Annotated in this window: 11 protein-coding genes; 9 read left to right on the top strand and 2 right to left on the bottom strand. The window is 55.4% G+C overall.

Translation table 11 applies throughout. The annotated features are described in order from the left end of the window. Positions 1 to 55: 55 nt before the first annotated feature. Entirely contained in the window at positions 56 to 3,166 is a 3,111-nt protein-coding gene (locus tag ACZF99_RS16480; protein WP_483606158.1) for a family 78 glycoside hydrolase catalytic domain, read from the bottom strand. Between the two features lie 708 nt (positions 3,167 to 3,874). On the opposite strand from ACZF99_RS16480, the gene ileS reads away from it, so the two are divergent. Together ileS and ACZF99_RS16470 are read left to right on the top strand one after the other, a co-directional pair. Beyond that, a complete protein-coding gene (gene ileS, locus ACZF99_RS16475; protein WP_483606157.1) occupies positions 3,875 to 6,970 on the top strand; it encodes an isoleucine--tRNA ligase in 3,096 nt (1,031 codons plus the stop codon). A gap of 158 nt (positions 6,971 to 7,128) precedes the next feature. After that, complete coding sequence (locus ACZF99_RS16470) at positions 7,129 to 7,479, top strand: DUF5665 domain-containing protein (protein ID WP_483606156.1); 351 nt, start codon at positions 7,129 to 7,131, stop codon at positions 7,477 to 7,479. Here ACZF99_RS16470 and ACZF99_RS16465 read toward each other — a convergent pair. After that, positions 7,466 to 8,203: a TraR/DksA C4-type zinc finger protein gene (locus ACZF99_RS16465; protein ID WP_483606155.1), complete on the bottom strand. Its 738-nt coding sequence runs from the start codon at positions 8,201 to 8,203 to the stop codon at positions 7,466 to 7,468. The two genes, ACZF99_RS16470 and ACZF99_RS16465, sit on opposite strands and share 14 nt — an antisense overlap. A gap of 211 nt (positions 8,204 to 8,414) precedes the next feature. On the opposite strand from ACZF99_RS16465, the gene lspA reads away from it, so the two are divergent. From lspA to ACZF99_RS16430, 7 genes are all read left to right on the top strand, one after another. Continuing rightward, positions 8,415 to 8,909 carry a signal peptidase II gene (gene lspA, locus ACZF99_RS16460; protein WP_483612789.1) on the top strand — a complete coding sequence of 165 codons (495 nt, stop codon included), beginning with the start codon at positions 8,415 to 8,417 and terminating at the stop codon, positions 8,907 to 8,909. Next, complete coding sequence (locus ACZF99_RS16455) at positions 8,906 to 9,853, top strand: RluA family pseudouridine synthase (RefSeq protein ID WP_483606154.1); 948 nt, start codon at positions 8,906 to 8,908, stop codon at positions 9,851 to 9,853. The genes lspA and ACZF99_RS16455 overlap by 4 nt, the downstream gene beginning before the upstream one ends. A 166-nt stretch (positions 9,854 to 10,019) precedes the next feature. Next, positions 10,020 to 11,273, top strand: a complete 1,254-nt coding sequence (locus tag ACZF99_RS16450; protein ID WP_483606153.1) for an LL-diaminopimelate aminotransferase — start codon at positions 10,020 to 10,022, stop codon at positions 11,271 to 11,273. 203 nt (positions 11,274 to 11,476) lie between these two features. Next, the gene (locus ACZF99_RS16445; RefSeq protein WP_483612787.1) at positions 11,477 to 12,370 is read left to right on the top strand and encodes a decaprenyl-phosphate phosphoribosyltransferase; all 894 of its coding nucleotides are present in this window, start codon (positions 11,477 to 11,479) and stop codon (positions 12,368 to 12,370) included. Between the two features lie 33 nt (positions 12,371 to 12,403). Further along, positions 12,404 to 13,036, top strand: a complete 633-nt coding sequence (locus ACZF99_RS16440; RefSeq protein WP_483606152.1) for an HAD family hydrolase — start codon at positions 12,404 to 12,406, stop codon at positions 13,034 to 13,036. Next, complete coding sequence (locus ACZF99_RS16435) at positions 13,024 to 13,353, top strand: EamA family transporter (protein WP_483606151.1); 330 nt, start codon at positions 13,024 to 13,026, stop codon at positions 13,351 to 13,353. The genes ACZF99_RS16440 and ACZF99_RS16435 overlap by 13 nt, the downstream gene beginning before the upstream one ends. Next, positions 13,340 to 13,660 (top strand): EamA family transporter, encoded by a 321-nt coding sequence (locus tag ACZF99_RS16430; protein WP_483606150.1) that lies wholly within the window; start codon positions 13,340 to 13,342, stop codon positions 13,658 to 13,660. The genes ACZF99_RS16435 and ACZF99_RS16430 overlap by 14 nt, the downstream gene beginning before the upstream one ends. The last annotated feature ends 58 nt before the right edge of the window (positions 13,661 to 13,718 follow it).

Genomic DNA, 13,718 nt, shown 5'->3' with positions numbered 1-13,718 from the left:
ATAGGCGCCTGGCCCGGGCAGGGTCAATTTCGACCCTTCAGCCCGGATGTAACGCTTACTCCGGCGTCCCGGAATACGAGGCCAGACGGATATGCTCAGTCACAGCGTCAACCTCACGCGGGAGCTGAATCTCGATATCGATAGCCTCCGGGGAAACGATGCGCAGATGCATCCGGGTTGAGGCAGGCGGCGTTTGCCCGTCTCCCGCTGTTCCCTCCGCAGGATGTGGGGGCTCCAGGCGCCACGAGACATCGATCCTACCGCCGCCCGGAACGGGAACCGAGCCGCGGGCCCAGGACAGTCCGCCGCAAGGCTGCGGGGCGACGAGGACCCGGCTCCAGCCGGGCTCAAGGCTGCGTACCCCAAGAACGTAAGCGCCCAGGAAATAGGCCGGCCCCGCGGACCAGGCATGGCAATGGCTCCGGGTAAGAAGATTCGGATTCGCCCGGTTTTCCGAGAAATGCGGATACATCTCCCAGCAGGTCGTGGCCCCCCAATCGATCATTTGTCCGTATTGATGGCGGATGTCTTCGAGCATGACGTCCCATTCGCCCAATTTGGCTAGCGCTTCGTAATAAAAGAAGGACATGAACGGACTGCCGATTTGCACGAAGGAGCGAGGTGGATGCCGGATGATGCTTTCCACGGAAGCGAGCCTCCGACCGGCGGGAGAGGCGCCAACGCGTTGATCCGCCGCTGCAGCGAAACCTTGTTCCGAATGCGGAGGGGTCTCGTCCCCGGCCCGTTCGGGAATGCCGCACAACAGCGCCACGACTTGCGTTTGGATGCTGAAGATGTCAGAGAGCCGTCCGTCCGCATGAATGGAGTCGAGATAGGCCTCGCGTTCTTCCGACCATAAATGCGCATTGATGGCGGCCGCCAAACGGTTTGCCTGATCGGCATAGAACGCTTCGGCTTCGTCATGGCCGAGGGCTGAAGCCATATCGGCAGCGGACGACAGCGCTTTCACGAGAAACATATTCTGGTGCGAAACGATGCCGTCGTTCGGTTGGTCGATCGGAGCCCAATCGAGCAGGTTCCAACTGCGCATCCGCATCAGTCCCCGGTCGTCGAGTCGGCCCAAATAATGCTTCAGTGTGTATTCGATATGGGGGAAAATATCCGCCGCAAAGGCTCTATCCCCATTATAGCGATACAGCTCCAAGCAGGCGATCACCCAGAAGAACGTCCAGTTCGGGATGACGCTGTTCCATCCGCTGGGCACCTGGTTGGCGTAAAACGGGGTTTGGAACCGTGAACCCGGCACTAATCTAAGACACCGTTCCACGATCCGATCGGCCCCAAACAAATAGTAGTTGATCAGCGCTTCATTTCGGGCATCGCCAACCCAAAAGGTCTGCTCGTACATCGGACAATCGACGAAGGTATCCTCCATGCAAAGCCGGGTCGTATGTTGACTGATCCGCCAGATATCATTCAAGCGCGAATCCGAAGAACGGAACTGCCCGATTTCGGCGATGGGATAATTGCTTTGCAGCATTCGCAGATAACGGATGCGAACGGGGGATGACGCGTTCCGTACGGTAACCTGGCAGTAACGCAGCCCCCTCCGCACCGGAGAAGTATACTTGCGAAGTCCGCCGGCACAGATATAACGAAGCGTATGATCCAGTCCGTAGGTATCCTGGCGCCGGCCGTCATGCATGAATTCGAATCCGTAAAAATCGAGGATTGCTCCTTCCGGTGCGTCCACCTCGAACTGCAAATAGCCCGACAGTTCCTTGCCAAAGTCGATCACAAATTCGGTATCCGCATCGGAGTACCATGGAATTTCCGCGAATTCGGGGCCGGGAATCACCGCGTTCTGCAGATTGTTTGGAATGGACTGGGGCGTTTCATGCCTCTTCCAAACGGACAGGATAAACACATCTTCCTGGCTGACCAGCGCTTCGGGAACGGGACGGAGCCAAGTCGAAAACGTCAGTAGCCCTGCCGAATCGGATATTTCTTTGGCCCGCAAATAATTCGGATGCGCTTCGTCCATCGGCGGGGATGGCCGATGATCGTAACGGATACCGCCGTCGAAGGGGCCGAGGGTGACAAAGGCGGAGTTAACGTCTGCTTGGGCAAGGTTGTCGGCCTGAAGGAACGAGAAGGGCGATAAGAACTCCAACGGCTCTTCCGCATCCACGGCAAAATGATACCCGCCACCGTGCGTGCCTCCGCTCACGTCGATCAGCAAAAAATGGTCGCCCGGCACAAGGTCAAGGCGGAGGAAACGTTCGGGGGCTTCCCCTACCAGCGACTTCTCATCGTAGTGAACCCCGTCCAGGCTGCAGCCCCGAAAAGTCGCGCCGACATCGATGAACGCCAGCGTAGCCGTGCAGCGCCGTTCACAGCGGATGACAGTAGCCAGGAATCCGAGGAACTCCGCCGGATTCGCCGTATCGGTGCTCGCTTCATAAAATTGATTGCGCAGGTCGATCGCCGCGGTAAATTGAACAGGCTTGACCTTGTTAAGTCGTTCGACGTGCCGGGGATAAACGGGCTCTTCCGTTAAATAAGGAATGTCCCTCGGTACCGGCACTCCCCAAGGTTCGCATCCCGCCGGGCCGATGACGGCGGCTGGGCGCCACACCGGACCGGGCTTGTAATCCGGCCGGGTCCAGGCGTCGTCCCACAGCCGGGCGTCGATTTTCTCGGCAAAAGCATGCTGGCAAGACATTCTGGGGGAACGCCGGTCATGACCCGGATGGGTAACGGTTAGCCACGTTTCGTCCGTAGCCGTCAATACCTGCCCGGCATCGTCCGCGCCGGTCAAGGTCTGGTTTTGGTCTTGGCCGTGATAGCTGCTCCCGACCTCCAATTGGGCAAGCAGCCCTCCGCGTCCCCGCAAGTAATAGAAGTTGCTGATGCCGAAATGCATGACTAATATGGCGATGGCGTTGGTCCGTCCCGGTCTCAGCAGATGGCCGATGTCGTATTCGTCATAGGCCAGTCGAAACGGCCAGGATCGCGGGGGGCCTTGCCCAACCCGTTGTCCGTTGACGTAGAGGACGTATCTGGAATCCGCCGTCAACTTGAGAATTGCCCGCCCGTGTCCGGCTTCCGGCCACGAAAACGTTTGGCGAAAACAACTCCAATCGTTGCGGGGGCTGGACTCGCCGGAATGCCAGATCCATTTTGCTTGCCACGTGGTGTCCATCGGTTTAACTCGCTCCTTTCGCGTCGATTGATTTCCACTTTCATTATAAAAGAGGCGGCGAAGAAACTTAGGAGGGGAAAACGTACACATGCAGGGGAGAACGGACATTACGGGGAAAAACGCGCTCCGTCAGGCAAACGGCTGAGCCCGGGCGATAGCATCATGTTGACACAAGGCAGGCGATACGATATAACTAATTACATATTGTACTTGCATAATGGAATGATTCGATGATGGGAACCAGTACGCCGCGATTTTTGTTCCCCAGAGAGTTGGCCCCTTGCTGAAAGCCAACGTTCAAAGCGCGGACGGAAGATCCTCCCGGAGAAGCAAAGCTGAACTCTTCTTAATCGGATTTTCAGCACCGAGAAGGTTGGATGAAACTAGGGACTGAGTAGCGGAGCGTAGCTGGAAGCTACGTGAGCAACGGAAGGCCCGGTTGAATCCAAGATTCGACGTCGAATTATCTACCTGATCTGCTTCGTGATCAAAATCCGATCCAGTAAGCTTTGCCGGTTGTCGGCCGTTATACCGCCCCCATATGAAGCGTATGGGATCAAGGTGTCATGCTAGGTTGCGGCCCCGTCCAGACGGCGGCTGCGTTCGAAGCGCATGAAACAAGGGTGGTAACGCGAGCACAAGTCTCGTCCCTTCCGGGGGCGGGGCTTTTTTTATTTTCCAGGCTTAATTCAAGAAAGGAAGAGAAAAATGAAGAAAGTCGATGTCAAAGAAAATGCGCGTACGCGCGACTTGCGGATTCTCGACAAATGGAGCCGCGAAAATACGTTTAAGCGGAGTATCGAAAACCGGGCGGGTCGGCCAAACTACGTCTTTTTCGAAGGACCGCCGACCGCCAACGGCTTGCCGCATATCGGGCATGTGCTGGGGCGCGTGATCAAGGATTTTGTCGGCCGCTACCAAACGATGAAAGGCTACCGCGTCGTCCGCAAAGCGGGCTGGGATACGCACGGGTTGCCGGTCGAACTGGGCGTGGAGAAGGAGCTGGGCATCTCCGGCAAGCAGGAGATCGAGAAGTACGGAATCGAAGCCTTCGTGAAAAAATGTAAAGACAGCGTGTTCGGCTACGAAAAACAGTGGCGCGAGTTTACCGAGGCCATCGCGTATTGGGTGGATCTCGATGATCCGTACATCACGCTGAACAACAGCTACATCGAAAGCGTGTGGAACATCCTGGCGACGATTCACGATAAGGGCCTGCTGTATCGCGGACACCGCGTCAGCCCGTATTGCCCGTGCTGCCAAACGTCGCTGAGCTCCCACGAAGTGGCACAGGGCTATGAGGACGTTAAGGACCTCAGCGCCACGGCCAAATTCAAGCTGAACGATACCGGCGAGTATGTGCTGGCCTGGACGACCACGCCGTGGACGCTGCCGTCCCACGTGGCCCTGGCCGTAAATCCGGACATGGAATACGCCCGGGTGAAGCAGGAAGACGGCGTATACATCGTCGCCAAGAACCTGGTCGAGAAAGTGATGAAAGGCGATCACACGGTATTGTCGACGCATAAAGGATCGGAATTCGTGGGCAAAACCTATACGCCGCCGTTCACTTACATTCAAGCCGAGAACATCAACGTCATCGTAGGGGCTTCGTTCGTCACCGACGCCAGCGGTACGGGGATCGTCCACATGGCGCCGGCGCACGGCGAAGACGACTACCGCGTCTGCCGCGAGAACGGCGTCAGCTTCGTCAGCGTCGTCAATGGCCAAGGGCGTTATACCGATGTGGTAACCGATTTTGCCGGCCGTTTTGTAAAGGACTGCGACCTCGACATCATCAAGATGTTGTCCGAGCAAGGAACGCTGTACAGCAAAGAGAAATACGAGCACAGCTATCCGTTCTGCTGGCGCTGCAAATCGCCGCTGCTGTATTATGCAATGGAGAGCTGGTTCATCGAAACGACCGCGGTGAAGAATCAACTGATCGCCAACAACAACTCCGTCGACTGGTATCCGGGGCATGTCCGCGAAGGGCGGTTCGGTAAGTTCCTGGAAGAGCTGGTCGATTGGAACATCAGCCGGAACCGCTATTGGGGCACGCCGCTGAACGTGTGGGTTTGTCCGGATTGCGGCGGGCAGTTCGCGCCGCACAGCATCGCCGAGCTGCGCGAGCATGCGGTCGGCCATGTCAGCGAGGATTTGGAGCTGCATAAGCCGTACGTGGATGAAGTGAAGGTCCGTTGCCCGCACTGCGACGGCGGGGTGATGGAACGGACGAGCGAAGTCATCGACGTTTGGTTCGACAGCGGTTCGATGCCGTTTGCGCAGCATCATTATCCGCTCGAGAACCAGGAGAAGTTCGCGGAGCAGTTCCCGGCGGACATGATCTGCGAAGGGATCGACCAGACGCGCGGCTGGTTCTACAGCCTGCTGGCCGTATCCACGCTGTTCACCGGCAAAGCGCCGTACAAAGCCGTTATCGCCACCGGCCACGTGCTGGATGAAAACGGGCAGAAAATGTCCAAATCGAAAGGCAACGTCATCGATCCTTGGGAGATCATCAACGAGTTCGGCACGGACGCGTTCCGCTGGGCGCTCTTGTCCGACAGCGCGCCTTGGAACAGCAAGCGCTTCTCCAAGGGGATCGTGGCCGAAGCCAAATCCAAAGTGGTCGATACGTTAGTCAACACCCATGCGTTCCTGACGTTGTACGCCGGCATCGACGGCTATAACCCGGAGGAGCACGTTTACCGTCCTTCGAAGAATAAGCTGGACCGCTGGATTCTGTCCCGCCTGAACAGCTTGATCCCGTTTGTCGACAAAGGTCTGGCGGTTAACGACTTCGTGAACTCCTCGCAAGCGATCGAAGGGTTCATCGACGAGTTGAGCAACTGGTATATCCGTCGTTCCCGCGACCGCTTCTGGGGCAGCGGCCTGACCGAGGACAAATTGTCCGCCTACCAGACGCTGACTCATGTGCTGCAGACGGTATCCAAGCTGATCGCGCCGTTCGCGCCGATGCTCGCCGAGGATATTTACACCAACCTGGGCGGCGGAGAGAGCGTGCACCTGGCCGATTATCCTCAAGCGGATGAATCGTTGATCGACCTGGCGTTGGAACAAGACATGGAGAGCGCGCGGCAGATCGTCGAGCTGGCCCGCAACGTCCGCAACGAGAGCGGGATCAAAACGCGCCAGCCGCTGTCCAGCCTGGTCGTCTCCATGGACCGCGAGTTCGCGGTGAGCGAATATGAAGATATCATCAAGGAAGAGATCAACGTCAAAGCGATCGACATCGAAACGAGCGACAGCGGCTTTGTCGATTTCACGCTGAAAATGAATCTGAAGGTGGCCGGCAAGAAATACGGCAAAAACGTCGGCTTCCTGCAAGGCTACCTGAAGAGTCTTGCGCCGGAGCAAACCCGCGCGATCGTGGAACAGGGTCAATTTACCGTGACTTCGCCGGAAGGCGAGGAGCTGGCGGTTACGGCGGACGAACTGCTCGTCGAAAAGCAGGCGAAGCCGGGTTACGCTTCCGCTTCCGGTTACGGTTTGACCGTAGCGCTTAATACGGATATCACGCCGGAGCTGGAGCAGGAAGGCTGGGTCCGCGAAGTCGTTCGCGCCGTGCAGGATACCCGCAAAAAGCTGGACCTGCCGATCGAGAAGCGGGTGCACCTCACCCTCGACGTCGACGACGAATTGAAAGCGGCCATTACCGCGTTTGAACACGTGCTGCGCGAGAACGTATTGATTACCGACGTCGCCTTCGGCAAGCCGCAAGGTGCCGCCGAAACGGTGGATCTCGGCAGCAAGACGATCGCGATTTCGATTGACGCTTAAGTGCAGCGATCGGGAAGAGGACGGATTCGCCTGAATGGAGCTTTTCCATAAGGGCTATAATAGTAGCAATTGAAGCAAACGAGCCTGCGGTCTCCCTTGAAGGAGAATGGGCTCGTTTGTGTTTTTGGATACTCTGGGGAGCAAAGGATGGGGTGTAAATGTCTCGTCATAAACCGGCGCCCGAACCCGCGGCGGAGCCCTTGCCGGAAACGCCGGAGGAGCAGATGAACGCCATGTACCGCCTAACCCTGAACTGGACCAGGCAGTTGGAAAAATCGCGCATCGCCGAATACACCGAATTGCTGAACCGCCCGTGGCGCTTGATCTGGCTGAATCTGTTGTCCGGCACGGCCCGGGGAGTCGGTATAGCGATCGGCTTTACTTTTTTTGCGGCAACGATCATCTACGTCCTGCAGGTCCTGGGGGCGCTGAACCTTCCGATCATCGGCGACTATATCGCGGACATCGTGCGGATCGTGCAAAGGCAGTTAGAGCTTAATACTTATTAGAGCCGGTTCCCAGCGAATCTTCGCTATCCAAATGCTCGGTGGCACTCATATGTTTTCGGTACACCCCGTTGCGGTAAAAGCATACGTTTTTGCCATAGATATCGGTGGCAACGAAGGACTCGTAGGGCTCAACAAATCCGTCGAGCTCCTCGGACGCCTCGATTTCCATATCGTTGTAATCGTCGATTTCCGAATCCTCGGCTAAAGCCGGTGAATTCGAGGTGCCGTAGCTCTCGACGATCTGCCAGGCGTCTTCCCCGTCAAAGCCGGTTTGGTCGTCGCGTTCATCCAGGCTCGTCCGCCCGAACGGAGGAGACAGGAAGATTTCCTCGATCGGGCGTTTGGCCGAAACGAACGTTTGCGGGCTGTGCTCCTTGCAATACGCCGTTTCCGGGATCGCGCGGAGCCGTTCGAAGCTGATCGGCTTGCCGCAGGTCGCGCAATAGCCGTAGCTGCCGGCCTCGATCCGTTCGAGGGCATCTTCGACCCGGGTCAGATGCAGCTCGTGATGCTCGGCGAGCGCCAGGTCTTTTCCCCGTTCATATACCTCCGTTCCGAGGTCTCCGGGGTGATTATCGATCGGGCTGAGCTCATTGGTTTGATCGCGCATCGATTCATTCATTCCATAATGATCATTGTCCGACAATTGACCGCTTAAAGCGGACCGGGTTTCCTTCAGTTTTGCGGTAAGCTCCGCAAGCTGTTCTTTCATCAAATGCGCCATGAGGTTGCTCCTTCCTTTCTGTGTCTAGAGCGGTTGGGTGTGACATCTCGTCTAGCGGTATTTTGTGCAGAACCATGACGAAATACCTAAGGAAAATCCTTTCGCGCATGGACGGGTCATTTCCGGCTGTGCTACAATAAACAAGGCTTAGATGAGGAATATCCTGCCGCTTTGGAGCGGGCGGGAAATGAAAAACGAGGTGACGGACCGCGTGGTATATTTTTTGATTGCATTAATCGTTTTTCTGGTCGATCAAGGCACGAAATATTGGATTGCTACCGGACTTGCGATCGGGGAACAGATCCCGGTGATCGGCGACTTTTTCATCATTACCTCCCATCGGAACCGCGGCGCAGCGTTTGGCATTTTACAGGATCAACGCTGGTTTTTTATCGTGGTAACCACGGTCGTGGTGGTGGGGATCGTCTGGTATTTGCTGAAAGTGAGAAAACAGCCGAACAAGCTGCTGCCGGTGGCGTTGTCCCTGGTGTTAGGCGGAGCGATCGGGAATTTTCTGGACCGTGCCGTCAGCGGGGAAGTCGTGGATTTTCTGATGTTCAATTTCGGTTCGTACACGTTCCCGATTTTTAACGTAGCGGATTCCTGCATTGTCGTTGGCGTTGCGCTAATCATTTTGGATTCGCTGCTGGAGATTCGCCGCGAGAAGCAGACCGCAAACCAACAGGAGCATGAGGAGAAGGTATGAGTTCGGACAGAACGGTAGAAGATTTCGATGACGAGAAGCTCGAGTGGGTGGCCGGACCGGCCGACGCCAAGGAGCGAATCGATAAATATGCAAAAACGCAGTTGGGGGATGAGGTGTCCCGCAGCCAGATTCAACTGTGGATTGAAGCGGGGAACCTGGTTGTCAATGACGCGCCGGTCAAAGCGAATTACAAGCTGGGGGAGGGCGACCGGGTCGTCTTGACCATACCGGAGGCGGAGCCGACGGAAATCGTGCCGGAAGACCTTCCGCTCGATATTTATTATGAAGACGGCGATGTCATCGTCGTGAACAAGGCGCGCGGCATGGTCGTCCATCCCGCCCCGGGACACGCTTCCGGAACGCTGGTCAACGCCTTGATGCACCATTGCAAGGATCTGTCGGGCATCAACGGCGAGCTTCGGCCCGGGATCGTGCATCGCATCGACAAGGACACGTCGGGACTGATCATGGCGGCCAAGAACGATAAAGCGCATGCCTCGTTGGCGGCGCAGCTCAAGGCGCATTCCGTGACGCGGAAGTATTATGCTCTGGTACACGGCAACGTCAGCCATGATCAAGGCACGGTGGATGCGCCGATTGGCCGCGATCCTCATGACCGCAAGATGTATACGGTGATCGAACGGAACAGCAAGCGGGCAGTGACGCATTTTCAAGTTGTCGAAAGGTTCGGCGACTATACGCTGCTTGAGCTGAAGCTGGAAACCGGACGAACCCATCAAATCCGCGTCCATATGAAGTTCATCGGCCATCCGCTGGTGGGGGATCCGCTGTATGGCCGCAGCAAAGGGATCAAAATGGACGGACAAGCGCTCCATGCGGCCGTATTGGGGTTTGAGCACCCGGCAGACGGACGTTATTTGGATTTCAGCGCGCCGATTCCTCCGGATATGGAGGATGTCCTGCAATCGCTGCGAAATCGCTGAGCGTCGACTCGAATGTTCACCTCCAGGAGACAGCTTGATCAAAAAGTACAAACGATCGGGTGATTAATCCATTCTCTAAATAGGCCGAATTCCTGCATATTTAAAGTGCGAGTTCGAACCATTCGAGAATGGATTTTTGATGATACGAAGGAGATGGACGTCTGATATGAGTACGCTGAACGGACAAGAAACTTATATTCAACAGCAATTTGCGGAGCGCATTGGCGGAGCGAATTACGGCAAAGACACCGCTATTTATAAATTCGAGAAAATCAAACGCGCCAAAGCGGCGGCGAAGAAGGAGTTTCCTGATCTTGAACTGATCGACATGGGCGTCGGCGAACCCGACGACATGGCCGATGCCGGTATTGTGGCCAAGCTGGCGGAGGAAGCGGCCAAACGCGAGAACCGCGGTTACGCCGACAACGGAATCGCCGAGTTCAAGGAAGCGGCGGCGAAGTACCTCCATGACGTATTTGGCGTCGAAGGCATTGACCCGGTAACGGAGGTCGTTCACTCGATCGGCTCCAAGCCGGCGATCGCCATGCTGCCTTCTTGCTTCATTAACCCTGGCGACATCACGATAATGACCGTGCCGGGTTACCCGATCATCGGAACGCATACGAAGTATTTGGGCGGTGAAGTCTATACGGTCCAATTGACGGAGGAGAACGACTTCCTGCCGGATCTGGACGCAATCCCGGAAGAGGTGGCCCGCAGGGCGAAGCTGATTTATTTGAACTATCCGAACAATCCGACCGGGGCAAGCGCGACGCCGGAGTTTTTTGCCAAAGTGGTGGACTGGGCGAAAAAATACCGCGTCGTCGTCGTTCACGATGCTCCTTATGCCGCATTGACCTATGACGGCCAGAAGCCGCTGAGCTTCCTGTCCGTGCCGGGGGCGAAGGACGTGGGCGTCGAGCTTCACTCGTTGTCCAAGTCGTTTAACATGACGGGATGGAGAATCGGGTTTGTGGCCGGGAATCCGCTGGTCGTGAAGGCGTTCGGCGACGTGAAGGACAACAACGATTCCGGCCAGTTTATCGCGATTCAAAAAGCGGCGGCATACGGGCTGGCCCATCCGGAAATTACGGAGAGAATCGCCGCCAAATATTCGCGCCGCCACGAGCTGCTCGTAAATGCGCTGAACGACTTGGGCTTCAAGGCGAAGAAGCCGCAGGGATCGTTTTTCCTTTATGTGGAAGCGCCGAAGGGCGTGGAAGGCGGACCGGCGTTTGCCACAGCCGAGGATTTCTCGCAGTTCCTGATCCGGGAGAAGCTGATCTCCACCGTACCGTGGGACGATGCAGGACATTACGTCCGCTTCTCCGTAACATTTATAGCCGACGGCGAGGACGAGGAGCGCCGTGTCATTTCGGAAATTAAGCGCCGCCTCGGCGATTTGAAGTTTCAATTTTAAGCTAATAGCGGTAAGCTTCCGCAAGGGACCGGGAAACGGTCTCTTTTTTTGTATGCGACAAGTCGCTCTTCCAAAATTTTCACTTTACAAGATTAACCAAGTAACCTATGATAAATTTTTTGCGTTATTGTATAGAGAAGCTAGAGCTAGTAGAAACGTTTTTTGAAAGGAGTACATTGGAATTGCTAACACCACATACCGACATCTCATTATCGCGGGCTGCGGGAACGGGCGGTCCCATCGCCGGCCTGTTGCGGCTGCTGCGTCCAAAACAGTGGACGAAAAATTTGCTGCTGTTTGCCGCGCTGCTGTTTTCCTTTGAGGAAATTCGGATGGAAACGATGATAACGACCGTAGCTGGATTTATTTTGTTCAGTCTGGTTGCAGGCTGCGTGTATATCCTGAATGACTACATCGACCGGGAGAGAGATCGGCAGCATCCGGTGAAAAAAAATCGTCCGATCGCTTCGGGACAGGTAAATCCAAAGCATGCGCTGCTGTTTGGCATCGGGCTGCTTCTGCTGTCCGTCCTTACGGCCTTTTTTCTGAATTCGTCATTCGGCGTTTTGTGCATCGTCTATTTTTTACTGAACGTATCGTATTCGTTTGTGCTCAAGCATGTGGTCATTCTCGATGTCATGAGCATCGCCGCTGGATTTGTGCTGCGGGCGATCGCGGGCGGCTTGCTGATTCATGTGCCGTTCACGCCGTGGTTCCTGATTTGCACCCTGCTGCTGTCCTTGTTTCTTGCGATCGGCAAACGCCGCCATGAGCTTACCTTGCTTGAGGGTCATACCGGATCGCATCGTAAAGTGCTTGATCATTATTCCATCACGCTGCTGGATCAACTCAACACGATCGTGACGACGGCGACGATTATCAGTTATTCGCTGTTTACCTTTACGTCCGGTCGGACCATACACTTGATGTGGACCATTCCGTTCGTCATTTATGGGATGTTCCGCTATCTGTATTTGATCCACATGGAAAACCAGGGCGGCTCGCCGGATCGGGTTCTGTTGGAGGATAAACCCATCCTGATTACCGTCATCCTGTATGTCATTAGCGTCATTTTCATTTTGTCGGTGTTTGAATGATTTCCCGTTGACAGGAGCAAGGGAGGACCCGGATTGAAAAGTACGAAAGTAGCCATTTTTGATATTGATAAAACCATTATACGCCGCGATTCCATGTTTCTGTTTGTCCGCTACGCGCTCCAACGCTATCCCGGGCTAACGTGGCGGTTGCCCGTGATTGCCGTTCATACGGTGTTGTTCAAAGCAAGGCTCCTGAGCGTGGAGCGGGTCAAGCGCTCTTATTTCAAAGGCATCGAACGCATGTCGGAGCAAGATCTGGAGCACTTCTATGCCAGCCGCCTGCGCACCGCGGTATTTGCCGAGGCCCTGGCGGAGATGCAGCAACGCAAGCGGGAGGGGTATCATGTGCTGCTGGTAACGGCATCCCCTCATGCGTACATGAAATATTTCCAAACGCTATCCTGTGTGGATCATGTTATTGGAACGGAGCTTGTCCGTCATGCCAACGGATATACGTGCGAAATTGCCGGCATGAACTGCAAAGGGGAGGAAAAGGTACGCCGTATTCAGGCCTACTTGAAGGAACGGAGCATGGCCATTGATTTTGAACAGTCCTGCGCCTATTCGGATTCCCTCTCCGATCTGCCTGTTATGAAGCTGGTTGCGCGGCGGTACTTTATCAACAAACGCGTACCGGAGATGGAGGAACTGTCATGGGGGAAATAAAGGGGCGTCATACAGGCAAATTATTGATGCTGCTCTCCGCCTTTCTGACCGCCACAGGACAGCTGTTTTGGAAATGGGGGCTGGATCAGTGGATCTATCTGGGCGTCGGGTTTCTGTGTTATGGGCTGGGAGCGCTGCTGATGATCAAGGCTTTTACGTACGAAAAGTTGTCTGTTGCCTATCCGTTGATGTGCGCAAGCTATGTGTTTGCGCTAATGTACGGGTATTTTTTGCTCGGCGAAGAGATTACTTTTCAGAAAGTGGCCGCCGTTGCGCTGCTGGGAATCGGGGTGACGTTGACCAGTGCGGATCGATAGCTGGATGATTGCCTTGCTTATTGCGATGACCTTGTGCGGAGCGATAGGCGGAGCGGGGCTGAAAGCGTACGCCTCCAGCCGTAAACTACGGTATGTGCTGTTTGGACTCGGTTTTTACGGAATGGGAGCGCTGCTGAATATCGTGCTGTTGAAATACCTTCCGCTGACCGTCGTTCTTCCTGCTAATGCTTTAACCTATGTGTGGACGCTCCTGATTGCGAAGTGGGCGTTTAAGGAAACGGTGGGGCCGCTGCGCTGGATTGGGGTAGGCTGTATTATGGGCGGGCTGTTCTTTTTGGTGTTTTAGGGGTTGTTGCCGGCCTTTTGAGCACGCACTTTTAGAGACAATGAAAAAAAAAACAGGA

This window comes from Paenibacillus sp. JL3B1040, assembly GCF_057063165.1.
Note: the sequence above shows the minus strand (reverse complement) of the source record. Positions and strands in the feature narration are given on the sequence as shown.